The following is a 12,707-nucleotide window of genomic DNA, read 5'->3' on the forward strand; positions in this document are numbered from 1 at the left end:
TCCTTTCCAGAAGATCGCCAACATGAGACCACGAATCGGTCAAATCGGGACTATCGTGCGTATAGCTGCATAACCGTCGGGAGGAGTCTCCGGTGTCCCTTCGCGAATCCGCCGCCGACATGCGAGATGAGTTGGTCCGCCTTCGCCACGCTCTGCACCGGGAGCCGGAGATCGGCCTCCATCTGCCGCGGACCCAGGAGAAGGTCCTCGCGGCGCTGTCCGGCCTCCCCCTGGAGATACGGCTCGGCGAGCGGCTGAGCTCGATCACGGCCGTGCTGCGAGGCGCCCGGCCGGGTCCGACCGTGCTGCTGCGGGGCGACATGGACGCCCTGCCGGTCTCCGAGCGCAGCGGTGAGGCGATCACCTCGCAGGTGGACGGCCGGATGCACGCCTGCGGCCACGATCTGCACACCGCCATGCTGACCGGGGCGGCGCACCTGCTGTCGGCCAGGCGCGACGAGCTCGCCGGAAACGTGATCTTCATGTTCCAGCCGGGCGAGGAGGGAAAGGGCGGCGCGAAGATCATGATCGAGGAGGGCGTGCTGGACGCCGCCGGCGAGCGTCCGATCGCGGCCTACGCCCTGCACGTGATCAGCGCGGCGCTCCCCCGGAGGGTGTTCATCAGCAAGGGCGGTCCGATGATGGCCGCCGCCGACAGGTTCGTGGTGACCGTGCGCGGCGCCGGCGGGCACGGCTCCGTGCCGCACCGCGCCAAGGATCCGATCCCCGTCGCGTGCGAGATGGTCACCGCGCTGCAGACCATGGTGACCCGGGGGTTCGACGTGTTCGACCCGGTGGTCGTCACCGTCGGCAGCTTCCACGCCGGCACCGCCGAAAACGTGATTCCCGAGGAGGCGCGGTTCGAGGCGACGATCCGGTCGTTCTCCAAGGCCTCCCACGCCCGAATCCAGGAGCGGGCGGTGACCCTGGTCAAGGGCATCGCGGCCGCCTACGGGCTGGACGTGGAGGCCGACTACCAGGTGAGCTATCCGGTCACGGTCAACGACGGCGCCGAAGCCGAGTTCGTCGGCGCGACGGTCCGCGAGGTGTACGGCGAGCAGCGGTTCATCAGGGCTCCGCAGCCGTTCACCGGCTCGGAGGACTTCTCCTTCGTCTCCGACCGGGTGCCGTCGGCGTTCGTGGCGCTCGGCGCGTGCCCGCCGGACATCGATCCGGGCAAAGCCGCCTACAACCATGCCCCCGAGGCGCGCTTCGACGACGCGGTGCTGCCCGACGGGGCCGCGCTCTACGCGGAGCTGGCGGTGCGCCGCCTCGGGGTCGCCGCCGAGTGAGCGGTCCGCGGCGGTCACCACCGACCGCCGCAGGCCAACCCGTCCACCGCCGACCACCGCAGACCACTACAGACCGGCCCGTCCGCCCCGTCCGCCGCAGAGCGACCGGCCCGGCCCGCCCGTCCGGCCCGCCGGGCGATCGTCCAGTGCCTCACGCCGCCGCGTAGACCACCAGCGACACCGCCACGTACTGGACCAGGTAGGCGGCGACGGTGAGGGCGTGGAAGACCTCGTGGAAGCCGAACCAGCGGGGCGAGGGGTCGGGGCGGCGCAGGCCGTACACGACCCCGCCCGCCGTGTAGAGCAGCCCGCCGACCAGGACCAGCGCCACCGCGACCACCCCCGCTCCCGCCAGCAGCTGGGGCAGCACGAAGGCGGCCGTCCAGCCGAGGCCGATGTAGAGGGCGGTGGACAGCCAACGAGGGGCGCCGGTCCACAGCACCCGGAACAGCACTCCGGCGATGGCGCCGGCCCAGATCACGCCGAGGACCACCACCCTGGCCGCCCCGTCAAGGGCGAGTATCGCGAAGGGGGTGTAGGTGCCCGCGATGATCAAGTAGATGTTGGCATGATCGAGTCGTCGCAGCACCTCCTCAAGGCGGGGAGAGAGCGTGCCACGGTGGTAGGTGGCCGAGATGCCGAACAGCAGGCCCGAGGTGATCGCGTAGACGGCGGCGGCGAGTCGCGCCTGCAGCGTGGGCCCCAGGGCGACGAGGACGAATCCGGCGATGAGCGCGACGGGCAGCGTTCCGGCATGCAGCCAGCCACGCAGGCGAGGCTTGATCGACACTGGGGGTGTGAACCTCTCAACGGCGGTCGTGGTCATGAACCTACGCTAGCGTAACTTACGGCACCGTAGGTTGTGATCTGTCCTACAGGGATCATCTGTGAAAAGTCGCAAAAGCGTGTCGCGACGGCGCGGGCGTCCGCGCCGTTCACCATGCGGGCGGCGGACCCGGGACGACGGCGAGCATGAGGAGGGCGAGCGTGAGGGCGAGCGTGAGGGCGAGCGTGAGGAGGGCTCGATTGCGCGTACGGTTTCTCCCAGGGGCGTCCCCGGCCACACGCGGCGGGACACGCAGAGGAAAGAGGATCGAAGCTGATGGTCAGGCGGGAACCACAGGGGCCGATGCCGGGTCGTTATCCGGTGACCTTCGGCGAGGTCGATCTGCTGGGTGACCTCGACCGGCCCTCCGGCTGGGTGATCTCCAAGGACGGTGTGCCCCAGTCCTACGTGGACCTGGACGATCCCACCTACCTCGACTTCGAATACGTGCAGCTGATGGCCACCGTGATCGACCTGCTCGACGAGGGTCCGCTGGACGCCGTGCACATCGGGGGCTGCGGCTGCACCCTGCCCCGCTACGTGGCGGCGACCCGCCCGGGATCGCGGCAGATCGTCGCCGAGCCGGACGGAGGTCTCGTCCAGCTCGTCAGGGATCAGCTCCGGCTGAAGTCGGTGCCCCGGCTCAAGGTCAGGATCCTCGACGGCCGCACGGCCACCGCCGGGCTTCAGGACTCCTCGGCCGACCTGTTCGTGCTGGACGCCTTCAGCGGCGCCATGATGCCGCTGGACCTGGCCACCTCCGAATACATGGGCGACCTCGCCCGCGTCCTGCGCCCGGCCGGGTCCCTGCTGGTCAACATCGCCGACGGCAAGGGCCTGGCCTTCGCCCGCCGGGTGCTCGCCACCGTCTCCGGCGTCTTCCCCCACATGGCCCTGCTCGCCGATCCGGGCGTCATGCGGGGACGCCGCTTCGGCAACCTCATCCTCGCCGCCTCACGCACCGGGCTTCCCCTCACGGCCCTGACCCGCCGGGCCGCGGGCGGCCTCACCCAGGCCCGATGCGTGCACGGTGAGGACCTGGTCAACTTCATCGCCGGAGCGAAACCTCTCAACGACGGTGATCCCGTCGTCGTCCCCGTCCCCCCGCCCGGGGTGTTCGGCTGACGCCGCAGGGCGCGTTTCCCGCTATCGTCGATCTTTCCTGCTCGTTTCTGACACTTTCGATGTAATCTTGATATTTCCGATTGGTAAATAGAGTTACTTGGCGTTTAGCCAGGTAACACCGGCCAGCCGTACCCGCGGCTCATCTCAAGGAGGGCGCATGTCCCAAGATTCCTCCGACGCTTCTCCCCCCGTGCACCCCGTGTACGGCCCGCCCTCGACCCCCCGCGGCTACGGCCCGCCTTCGACGCCGGGAGAGCGGCCCGGCCAGATGGCCGTGGCTCCGGACGACCTGCAGGGCTCCATCGCGCCGGCCGTCCACCACGAGGGCACCGAGCTCGAAGGCATCCTGATCAGGAAGATGGAAGCCCTCCTCACCGTCGGGAACTTCTGGGGTGACGACAAACCCGGCACGAAGTTCTACAACGGCGACGCCGGGATGCGCGGCTACGCCGCCACGCTCGAAGAGGTCCTGACCGAGGCGCAGGCCATCTCGACCTTCTACGCCAAAGTGGCGATCGGCCTGCATGCCATGGGCACGAACGTGAATGACGCGGAGATCGTCAACTGGCACAACATCGGCGACATGCCGAAGATCCCCAAGTTCGGCGACATGCCGAAGGTCCCCAAGTGAAGTTCCCACTGAACCTCAGCCCCACGGCGCGGGGCGCGCTGAGCGGAGCCGCCGCGGTGGGCCTGGCGGGGTTCAACCTCTACGACATCTACGAGAAGTGGCCGGAGGGCGATCCGGACAAGGCGCGTGAGGCCGCCGTCATCTGGCGGTCGATCGCCCAGGCGGTACGGGAGTCCGCCGGCGATGTCCAGCCGCGGGTCACGCGGGTGTGGCGGGATCATCCCAGCGCGGGAAGCGAGGCGTTCCGCGCGTTCTGGGAGGGCGGCCTCTTCTCCAGCGTGCTGCCTCCCGGCGCCCAGGGACCGAACCCGAGCTTCTCCTTCCAGGACTACGCCAAGGCCGTCGCCGAGCACGCCGAACACGCGGCGGAGGCGTGCGAGGAGTTCGGCAGGGCGCTCGACGCGATCCGGCACACGCTTGAGGTCATGGCGGCGACGGCCTTGGCGCAGTCGGCGCTCGCCGGGGCCTGGCCGTGGGTCGGTGGTCCCGGCTCCGCCGCCGTCAAGTGGGTCGCGGAGAGGCTTCGCAGAAGGTACCAGCTCGAATACCTGATGTTGCTCCTGGAGAAATACATCAATGACATCCTCCGCAAGTTGATGACGAAAAAGTTGGCGGGGAAGATGGTGGCGGAGAGAGTGGTGGCGAACAAGGCGGCGGAATACGCCGCGGGCAGCGCCTTCTTCGCCGGTGCCGACACGACCCTGGCGGTCGGGACCAGGCTGTCCTTCGGCGACGGCTTCGGCCCGGGCAAGGACAACGCGACGGCGACCATGAAGGACTTCGCGGCCTGCCTGGTCTTCTTCGGCGTCTGGGACCTCACCAGGCTCGGCCCCCTGGGCAAGGCGCTCGACAACGACCTGGGGGACTTCGCCTCCTTCTACATCGGCTCGAACGCCTACACCGTCGCGAACAACGCGATGAGCGGGAAGGACCTCGGTCACATGGCGCCCTCCATGGACCAGCTGATCAGCAAGGTGCTCACCGGCTCGGTCCAGCAGGGCAAGCTCCCTGACAGGTCCCCGTCGCAGAAGTGACCCACCGGGCCCGCTCCCCCACACCCCCGTCCCGCGGGCCCGTCCCCGCGCCGCTCAGCCGGGGACCGGGACCCAGGCGCGCAGGCGTGTCCCCTCACCCGGGCCGCCGGTCAGCTCCAGCCTTCCGCCTAGGGCGGCCACCCGATCGGCCAGCGGGCCGAGCCCCCCGCGGCGGGTCACGGCCGGATCGAACCCCTTGCCGTCGTCGGTGACCACTGCCTGGAGCCGCCCGCCGTCCTGCGTCAGCCGTACCTCGATCCGGGAGGCCGCGGCGTGCTTGAGAGCGTTGGCGATCGCCTCGCTCACCGTGAAGTACAGCGCGCCCTCGATCTCGTCGGGAAAGCGTCGCGCCCGCAGTCCCGCGCCGGCCGCCACCGTCGTCACCACCGGCAGGCGCGAGCAGCGCTCCTCGACCGCCTCGACCAGCCCGCCCTGGCTGAGCACGGACGGGTGGATGCCCGCCGCGAGCTCCCGCAGGTCGGTGAGGGTCTGGCGGGCCTGCTCGCGCAGGAGGGTGAACGTGTCGGGGCCGCCGCCGGTCGCCCGGGCCAGCTCCAGCCCGGCGATCAGCGCGACGAGCTGCTGCTGTGCCCCGTCGTGGATGTTGCGCTCGATCCGCCGCCGCTCGGCCTCCTGCGCGTTGACCAGCCGGCCCGCCAGCCCGGCGCTCTGGATGGCCAGCCCGATCGGCACCGCCAGCGCTCCGAGCAGGCGACGGTCCTCGGCGGTGAAGCGCCCCACGGTCCTGGGGCCGCACGCGATGTGTCCCAGCCCGGCCGGCACGGTGAGCACGGCCTCGCCCTCCTCCTTCCCGGCCACCACCCGCGTGCCGTCCGCGAGCGTGACGGCCGCCCAGCGAACCTCCAGCCCGGCCCGTACGGCTCCCGCCAGCCGGCCCAGTTGCTCCACCGGCTCCACCTCCTCCAGCGCCGGGCCGAGCTCCGTCAGCAGCTCGTCGACCGTCGGCCGCAGGTCGAAGACCAGGAAGAGCCGCGAGCCCCGGATCCCCACCCTGATGTCGAGGAGGTTGTGCCGGAAGACGGCCGCCGCGATCACAGCGGGCAGCGAGGCCATGGTGCTCAACACCCCGAGCCACACTCCCCAGTGGCCCTCCGTGGGTCCGAAGGCCGTCATGAGGACGAACCCGCCCAGGGTGCCCACGACTCCGGCGATCATCCAGGTGAACCGGCGGCGCTCGGCGGCGGGGCTCCGCCACCGGCGCAGGACCAGGGAGACCAGCACCGACACTCCCACCAGGAAGGTCACGGCCTGCCCCAGCCCGCCCGCGGCCAACAGGGCCAGCCCCGCCGTCCCGCCGATCCCGAACGGGTTGCCGCCCGGGAAGACGGTGGCGTAAACCGCGTCGGGGGCCAGCAGGACGCTCGCCCAGTGAACGGCGATCGCCACCCCGGCGATCCAGACCCCGGCGCGCCAACGGCGTGAGGGCAGTCGCCCGTCGGGGAACAGAAGGGGAATGAAGACCCAGGCCAGGCCATAGAAGAGGGTGAAGAACGAGGCGAGCGGGCCGCCGATGAGCACGAGCGGGCCGTGACCGGTGTCCTCCCGCAGCATGAGGGAAGTGCCGAACGCGCCGAAGCCCAGGCAGCAGGCGCCGGCCAGCAGCAGCCAGCCGTAGACGTTGTCGGGACGCCGGGAGGCGATGAGCCAGCCGATCCCGGGCATGAACAGGCACACGACGATGAACAACCACTGGCTGAACGGCGCGGGCAGACCGGTCTCCAGCAGCCCGCCCGCGACGATCCCGGCCGCGGCCACCGCGGCCGCCGCCGCGGCGAGCACCCGGGGGAATCGATTCATGAGCCGCAGCGTGACCTGCCACGGAAGGCGCCGTCTATGAGGTTGTCCGCACACCCGGTGCAGTTTGCCGCACCCCTGGGGAGTGCGGACGGCCGGGTGGTCCGGCGAGCCGCCCCTGCCTAGCTTGTGATCAAGGCCATCGCAGGGGGCGGTGACGCCTTCCCGATCCCGACAAGGAGCTCTCCGTGCGACTTCCGTTCCGACAGACGCGTGTCCTGGCCCTCGCCCTGCTGACCGCGGCCGTCCCCGTGACGGTGCTCGCCGTCGGCGGGCAGGCGGCGGCCGCATCGGCGGCCGCCACGGTCGCCGTCGCCCCGGCGATCCCCGACAGCCCGGCCGGCCGCCAGCTGAGCTGGTTCCTCGACGCCGTGTCCAGGGCGCCGATCGCCGAGAGCGAGCTCCGGGAACACCTCAGCGCGGAGTTCCTCAAGGCGATCCCCGCCGACGACTTCAACGCCTTCCTCGACAGGAGCAAAGGGGTCGCGCTGGAGAAGCTGACCACCGTCAAGCCCGAGTTGCTGGTCGGCCTGGTGACGGCGGCCGGGCAGAAGTTCGTCCTGACGATCTCGGTGGACGGGGACGGGAAGGTCGCATCGCTGGGCGCGGTCCCCGAGGAGGCACCCATCCCTCCGGCTCCCGGGAGCTGGGCCCAGCTCGACGACCGGCTGCGCAAGGTCGCCCCCGAGACCGGCTTCCTGGCCGCCGAGATCGGTCCCGGCGGCCGGTGCAAGGTCATCCACGCCACGGCGGTGGACACGCCGCGCCCGCTGGGCTCGATCTTCAAGGTCTACGTGCTGGGCGCGGTGGCCCAGAAGATCCGCGACGGCAAGCTGAGCTGGGACACCAAGCTCACGATCAAGCCCGAGTGGAAGAGCCTGGGCGAGGGAGGACTGATCGACCGCCCCGACAACAGCACCACCACGGTCCGCGAGGCCGCGAAGCTGATGATCTCGATCAGCGACAACACCGCCGCCGACATCCTCATCCACACGGTCGGGCGAAAGGCCGTGGAGGCCAAGGTGCGCCAGTGGTCCGGCCACGCCAAGGCGAACATCCCCTTCCTCACCACGCGCGAGCTGTTCCTGCTCAAGGGCGTGAACCATCCCGAGCAGGCCAGGGCATACCTCGCGCTCAACCCGGCGGGGAAACTCTCCTATCTGAACAGGACGGTGGCCAAGCAGTCGCTGTCGGACATCAAATACTGGGACAAGCCCCGCGAGATCCACACAGTGGAGTGGTTCGGCTCCCCGCGCGACGTCTGCCGCGCCTACGCGGGCCTGGCCAAGCTGAGCTCCAGGCCGCTGGCCGAGGCGATGTCGGCCAACGACGGCGGCCTCGGCCTCGACCCGAAGAAGTGGTCGGCGGTCTGGTTCAAGGGCGGCTCCGAGCTCGGCGTGCTGGACCTGGGCTACCTCGCCCGCACCACCCCGAAGGCCGGCGGGAAGACCTACTTCGTCACCACGCTGACCAACGACCCCCGGACGGCCCTCGACGAGAGCAAGGCCGCCCCCGAGCTCATCTCGCTGAGCCGGGGCGCGTTCGCCCTGGTCGAGAAGGGGTGACCGGAGCGACTCCGAGGTGACACCCGGCGGGCTCCGCGGCCGTGGCGTGCTCGACGCCACGGCCGCGCGCACGGGCACGGGCACCACACGGGTACAGGCACGGTCGCGGCCGTGCGCACGGGCACGGTCGCGGCCGTGCGCACGGGCACGGGCACGGCCTCGTCAACTTGTGGCCGCTTACGGCCACGGCGGAATAGTTGAACAATCAACTGAGTTGATACCGGCGAATCCCGCAGGAAGGAGCCCGATATGCCAGCCGTGACCGTAGAGAACCCGTTGACCCTGCCCCGCCTGCCGCAGCCGCTCGACGCGGTGCGCGAACGCCAGGTGCTGACGGTGACGACCGCACCCAGCGGGTTCGAGGGCGAGGGCTTCCCCGTGCGCAAGGCCCTGGCGACGATCAAGCCCCAGTACCTCGACCCGTTCATCATGATGGACCAGATGGGCGAGGTGGACTACGCGCCGGGTGAGCCCAAGGGCACCCCGTGGCATCCGCACCGGGGCTTCGAGACCGTCACCTACATGATCGACGGCGTGATGGACCATGCCGACTCCCACGGCGGCGGCGGCACGATCTCCGACGGAGACACGCAGTGGATGACCGCGGGTGGGGGCATCCTGCACAAGGAGGCTCCCCCGGAGTGGCTGGTCCAGAAGGGCGGCCTGTTCCACGGCATCCAGCTCTGGGTCAACCTGCCGGGCAGCCAGAAGATGGTCGCGCCCAAGTATCAGGACATCGGCAGGTCCAACGTCGTCCTGCTCAGCAGCCACGACGGCGGGGCACTGGTGCGCCTGATCGCGGGCGAGGTCGCCGGCTTCACCGGTCCCGGCAGCACGAGGACGCCGATCACCCTGCTGCACGCCTCCCTCAGCCCCGGCTCCTACCTGACGCTGCCCTGGCGCAAGGACTTCAACGCGCTCGCCTACGTCCTCTCCGGACGGGGTTCGGTCGGCATCGACAGGCAGCCCGTCGAATCGGGGCAGCTCGCGGTCTTCGACGGCTTCGGCACCCTGCCGGGTCTGGGCACCGACGGCGAGACGATCACCGTCTCGGCCGCCGGGACCCAGGAGAGCCGCAGCCCCAACCTGGAGGTCATCGTGCTCGGCGGCCGCCCGATCGGCGAGCCGGTCGCGCACTACGGCCCGTTCGTGATGAACACCCAGGAGGAGCTGGTCAAGGCGTTCGAGGACTACCAGGCCGGCCGCCTCGGCAGCATCCCGGCCGGTCACGCCTGACGCGCGGCCGGCTACGGGAAGATCGGGCGAGCGAAGATCACAGGAGTCCGTGGTAGAGCCTCAGCGCGTCGTCCAGCGCGTCCAGCTCGTCGTCCTCCAGGATTCCGACCCACTGCGTGAGCTTGGCGATGTCCACCGCCAGCATCTGCTCAAGCAGGATCCGGCATTTGCGGCCGTCGATCTCCGCCTCCGGACGAGTCAAGCTCGCCCGGGCGGAGGTGGACGTGGGCGCGACCGTCACGACCGACCCGATGAAACTCGTGGCGGTCACCACGACGGCGTACCGCCGCCCCTGTTGAGTGTGGTCGGAACGGGCGGGAAGAGTCACATGGAAGATGGACCCCTTACGAAGCAAGGTAGCGGGCCCACTCCCTGATCCGCTCGGCCTCTTCCCGCTCGGCGGGGTCGTTGGCGATCTCGGCCGACTCCTTCCGCATCCGCTCCTGCATGGTGGTGAACCAGGCGAGGTGGATGGCCTTGCGGACGACCTCCGAGATCGACTCGCCCATCTCCTCGGCGACCTGCTCAAGCTCCTTGCGCGTCTTCTCGTCGAGACGCACCGTCACCGTCGTCATATCGGCAATGTAACACGAACTGTCTTACGCGGCCGGTCACGCCTGACGCGCGGCCAGGTCCAGGAAGAGCGCGGACGACCAGCCGAACCCGCTGGTCGCCCGCGCCGCCCGGGCGCCGGTGAGCGGGTTCCAGTATTCGTACAGGCCGCCACCGGCGTTCACCATGGAGAGGGTTCGCCGGGTCAGCTCGCCGGCCACCTCGGTGAAACCCGAGCGATGCAGGCCTTCGATCAACAGGTAGTTGACGTTGAGCCAGACCGGGCCGCGCCACATGGCGTCGGGGTCGAAGGCCGGGTCGTCGAAGGCCACCGTGGGCACCGGGCGTTCGGCCCAGAAACTCGCAGAGAGCAGATCGGCGACCAGCCGCCCGGCGATCTCCTCGGGGAGACGGCCGGTGAGCAGCGGCATCAGCTCCAGCGGGGTCCGGGTGGCGACCTCCACCTCGGCCGGCCGTACGGCGGTGCCGGGCGCCGCCGTACGGGGATCGGTCTTCGACAGGGTCACGAAGCGGTTGCCGTTCCAGCGCCTGGCCACCAGCAGCTCGACGTGCTCGGCCGCCTGTTTCCGCCAGGTCAGCGCCTCCTCGGTACGGCCCAGCGCCTCGGCGATGTCGCCCAGCCGGTCGGCCTGCAGGGCCAGGTAGGAGTTGAGGTCCGGGGGTTCGGCACGCGGGCCGTGATCCCAGATCGGACTGTCGTCCAGGCCCGAGGAGTAAGGGTGAAGATACTCGGCGAGTCCGTCACCGTCAGGGTCGGAGACGGTCAGCCACCACTCGTGCGAGCGGGTGATCGGCTCATAGACCTCCGCGAGGAAGCCCAGGTCCGGGGCCACCTCGTGGATCTTCCAGACGGCCCAGGCGGTGAGCGGGGGCTTGGTCACCGGGACGATGCCGCCGATCGGCCCGCCGTACCCGTCAGGCCCGTCACCGGGTTCGCCGGGACGTCCGGGACCCGCACCGTTCGCCCCGCCGGGTTCCGCTCCGTGTCCCGGGGCCTTTTCCGCCGCCCCTCCCGCCTGGCCGACGTGCTGGGCCAGGCGGGCGTGGTCGGAACGGGGCAGGTCGGTGGTCTCGGCGAGGACGCCGAGGTCGTGGACGACGTCGGGGATGAGACCGTCGGGACGCTGATGGTCCAGGAGAATGCGGATCTGGTCACGGGCCAGCTCGGGATCGGCGTGACGCAGGGCGATGGTGTGGAAATAGGCATCCCAGTTCCAGATGCCGACATAGCCGAACTTGGAGGGGACGACTCCCTCCCGGCCCCCCGCGAACGCGATCGGCAGCAGGTTCACGCCGAGCGTCCACCACGCCTGCTCGGCCCGCTCCCGCAGCTGCGCCGGGACGGCCGGCATCCGGTCGAACCACTCCCGCCAGCGGCGCGCGGCGGCCTCCCGCAGCTCCGCGCCGTCGTACGGGCGCACCTCCCCCACCAGCACGAACGTCCCGTCGATCACTCCGGCGCCGCCGTTCCAGACCGCACGCGCCCCCGAACCGGTCAGCACCAGCGTCTCGGCGTCGGCGAAGACCAGATCCACGTCCTCCTCGAAGGAGATCCGGTCGGCGCGCGCCTGCCGTACGGGCAGCTCGCGGTCGCCGGAGAACACCCGCAGGCCGGTGAGCACGGTCGTCTCCGACAGCCGGGTCTCGTACTCGGCGCGGGCGATCCAGAGTGAGCCGTCGGCGGCGGCCATCACCAGCAGCCGGGAGCCGCGGTCGGTGAAGGGCCGCTCGCGAAGGTCCAGCATTGTCAGCGTCCTCCCAGGCCGGACATGGCCATGCTGTTGAGAATGCGCCGCTGGCCGATCAGGAAGGCGATCATCATCGGGATGACCGAGATGGCCGAGGCGGCGAGGGTGAGACCGTATTCGGTGGCGCCGTGCTGCCCGGCGAACTGGCTGACCAGCAGCGGCACGGTGGCCAGCTCCGGCGAGTTGAGGAAGATCAGCGGCAGGAGGAAGCTGTTCCAGCTCGCCAGGAAGACCATGATGCCGAGCGCGCCCATGCCGGGCCTGACGTTGGGCAGCACGACCCGCCAGAAGATCGTCCAGCGGTTGGCGCCGTCGAGGCGGGCGGCCTCCTCCAGCTCGATCGGGACCGCCCGGATGAACTGCCGCAGCAGGAAGACCGCGAAGGGGTTGACGAAGCCGGGCACGATCAGCGCCAGGTGGGAGTCGATCCAGCCCAGTTTCGACAGCATCAGGTAGAGCGGGACGATGGTCACCTGGGATGGCACCATCTGGGTCGCCAGGAACAGGCCGAACAACAGCCCGGAGCCGCGAAAACGGATCCGGGCGAAGGCGTAGGCGGCCATCGCGGAGGTGCTCAGGGTGAGGATCACGTTGAGCACCGCGATGTAGAAGCTGTTCCAGTAGGCCTGGGCGAAGGGCAGCGCGCCGAACGCGTCGGGATAGTTCTGCGCCCGCCAGGGGTTGGGCAGCCAGTCGAGCGGCGCGTTGAGCATCTGCCGCGTGCCCTTGAACGACGTCAGCAGCATCCAGACGAACGGGAACAGCATCGCCAGCCCGCCGGCGATGAGGACGGCGTGCAGGGCGACCCTGCCCAGCCGACGGGAGACGGGAACGCCGGAGGGTCCGGGGATCACAGCCATCG

Annotated in this window: 12 protein-coding genes; 6 read left to right on the forward strand and 6 right to left on the reverse strand. The window is 70.2% G+C overall.

Going from position 1 to position 12,707, the window contains the following annotated elements; genetic code table 11:
- Nucleotides 1–92 precede the first annotated feature (92 nt).
- Nucleotides 93–1,292 (forward strand): M20 metallopeptidase family protein, encoded by a 1,200-nt coding sequence (locus ACQPYK_RS39205; protein ID WP_433243072.1) that lies wholly within the window; start codon nt 93–95, stop codon nt 1,290–1,292.
- A gap of 151 nt (nt 1,293–1,443) precedes the next feature.
- Here ACQPYK_RS39205 and trhA read toward each other — a convergent pair whose 3' ends face one another.
- On the reverse strand, nt 1,444–2,118 hold the full coding sequence (trhA, locus tag ACQPYK_RS39210) for a PAQR family membrane homeostasis protein TrhA (protein ID WP_433243075.1): 675 nt from the start codon (nt 2,116–2,118) through the stop codon (nt 1,444–1,446).
- Nucleotides 2,119–2,394: 276 nt separating this feature from the next.
- Between trhA and ACQPYK_RS39215 the strand changes: the two genes are divergently transcribed.
- From ACQPYK_RS39215 to ACQPYK_RS39225, 3 genes are all read left to right on the forward strand, one after another.
- On the forward strand, nt 2,395–3,243 hold the full coding sequence (locus tag ACQPYK_RS39215) for a spermidine synthase (protein WP_433243078.1): 849 nt from the start codon (nt 2,395–2,397) through the stop codon (nt 3,241–3,243).
- A gap of 157 nt (nt 3,244–3,400) precedes the next feature.
- Nucleotides 3,401–3,874, forward strand: coding sequence for a hypothetical protein (locus tag ACQPYK_RS39220; RefSeq protein WP_433243081.1), 474 nt, complete (start codon nt 3,401–3,403; stop codon nt 3,872–3,874).
- Nucleotides 3,871–4,908: a hypothetical protein gene (locus ACQPYK_RS39225; protein ID WP_433243084.1), complete on the forward strand. Its 1,038-nt coding sequence runs from the start codon at nt 3,871–3,873 to the stop codon at nt 4,906–4,908. The genes ACQPYK_RS39220 and ACQPYK_RS39225 overlap by 4 nt, the downstream gene beginning before the upstream one ends.
- A gap of 54 nt (nt 4,909–4,962) precedes the next feature.
- Here the strand turns inward: ACQPYK_RS39225 and ACQPYK_RS39230 are convergent, their stop codons facing one another.
- A complete protein-coding gene (locus tag ACQPYK_RS39230; RefSeq protein ID WP_433243087.1) occupies nt 4,963–6,726 on the reverse strand; it encodes a sensor histidine kinase in 1,764 nt (587 codons plus the stop codon).
- 185 nt (nt 6,727–6,911) lie between these two features.
- Between ACQPYK_RS39230 and ACQPYK_RS39235 the strand changes: the two genes are divergently transcribed.
- Nucleotides 6,912–8,288 carry a serine hydrolase gene (locus ACQPYK_RS39235; protein ID WP_433243090.1) on the forward strand — a complete coding sequence of 459 codons (1,377 nt, stop codon included), beginning with the start codon at nt 6,912–6,914 and terminating at the stop codon, nt 8,286–8,288.
- 249 nt (nt 8,289–8,537) lie between these two features.
- Nucleotides 8,538–9,524 (forward strand): pirin family protein, encoded by a 987-nt coding sequence (locus ACQPYK_RS39240; protein WP_433243093.1) that lies wholly within the window; start codon nt 8,538–8,540, stop codon nt 9,522–9,524.
- 37 nt (nt 9,525–9,561) lie between these two features.
- Here the strand turns inward: ACQPYK_RS39240 and ACQPYK_RS39245 are convergent, their stop codons facing one another.
- Genes ACQPYK_RS39245 through ACQPYK_RS39260 form a run of 4 tightly spaced genes read right to left on the reverse strand, consistent with a single transcriptional unit; the run spans nt 9,562 to nt 12,705 of the window.
- Nucleotides 9,562–9,879 (reverse strand): type II toxin-antitoxin system PemK/MazF family toxin, encoded by a 318-nt coding sequence (locus tag ACQPYK_RS39245; RefSeq protein ID WP_433243096.1) that lies wholly within the window; start codon nt 9,877–9,879, stop codon nt 9,562–9,564.
- Nucleotides 9,869–10,099 carry a DUF6290 family protein gene (locus tag ACQPYK_RS39250; RefSeq protein WP_433243099.1) on the reverse strand — a complete coding sequence of 77 codons (231 nt, stop codon included), beginning with the start codon at nt 10,097–10,099 and terminating at the stop codon, nt 9,869–9,871. Before ACQPYK_RS39250 ends, ACQPYK_RS39245 begins: the two co-directional genes overlap by 11 nt.
- 36 nt (nt 10,100–10,135) lie before the next feature.
- Entirely contained in the window at nt 10,136–11,842 is a 1,707-nt protein-coding gene (locus tag ACQPYK_RS39255; protein WP_433243102.1) for an amylo-alpha-1,6-glucosidase, read from the reverse strand.
- A gap of 2 nt (nt 11,843–11,844) precedes the next feature.
- A complete protein-coding gene (locus ACQPYK_RS39260) occupies nt 11,845–12,705 on the reverse strand; it encodes a carbohydrate ABC transporter permease (protein ID WP_433243105.1) in 861 nt (286 codons plus the stop codon).
- Nucleotides 12,706–12,707 lie beyond the last annotated feature (2 nt).

It is taken from the genome of Streptosporangium sp. CA-135522 (assembly GCF_050949235.1).
Classification (GTDB): domain Bacteria; phylum Actinomycetota; class Actinomycetes; order Streptosporangiales; family Streptosporangiaceae; genus Streptosporangium.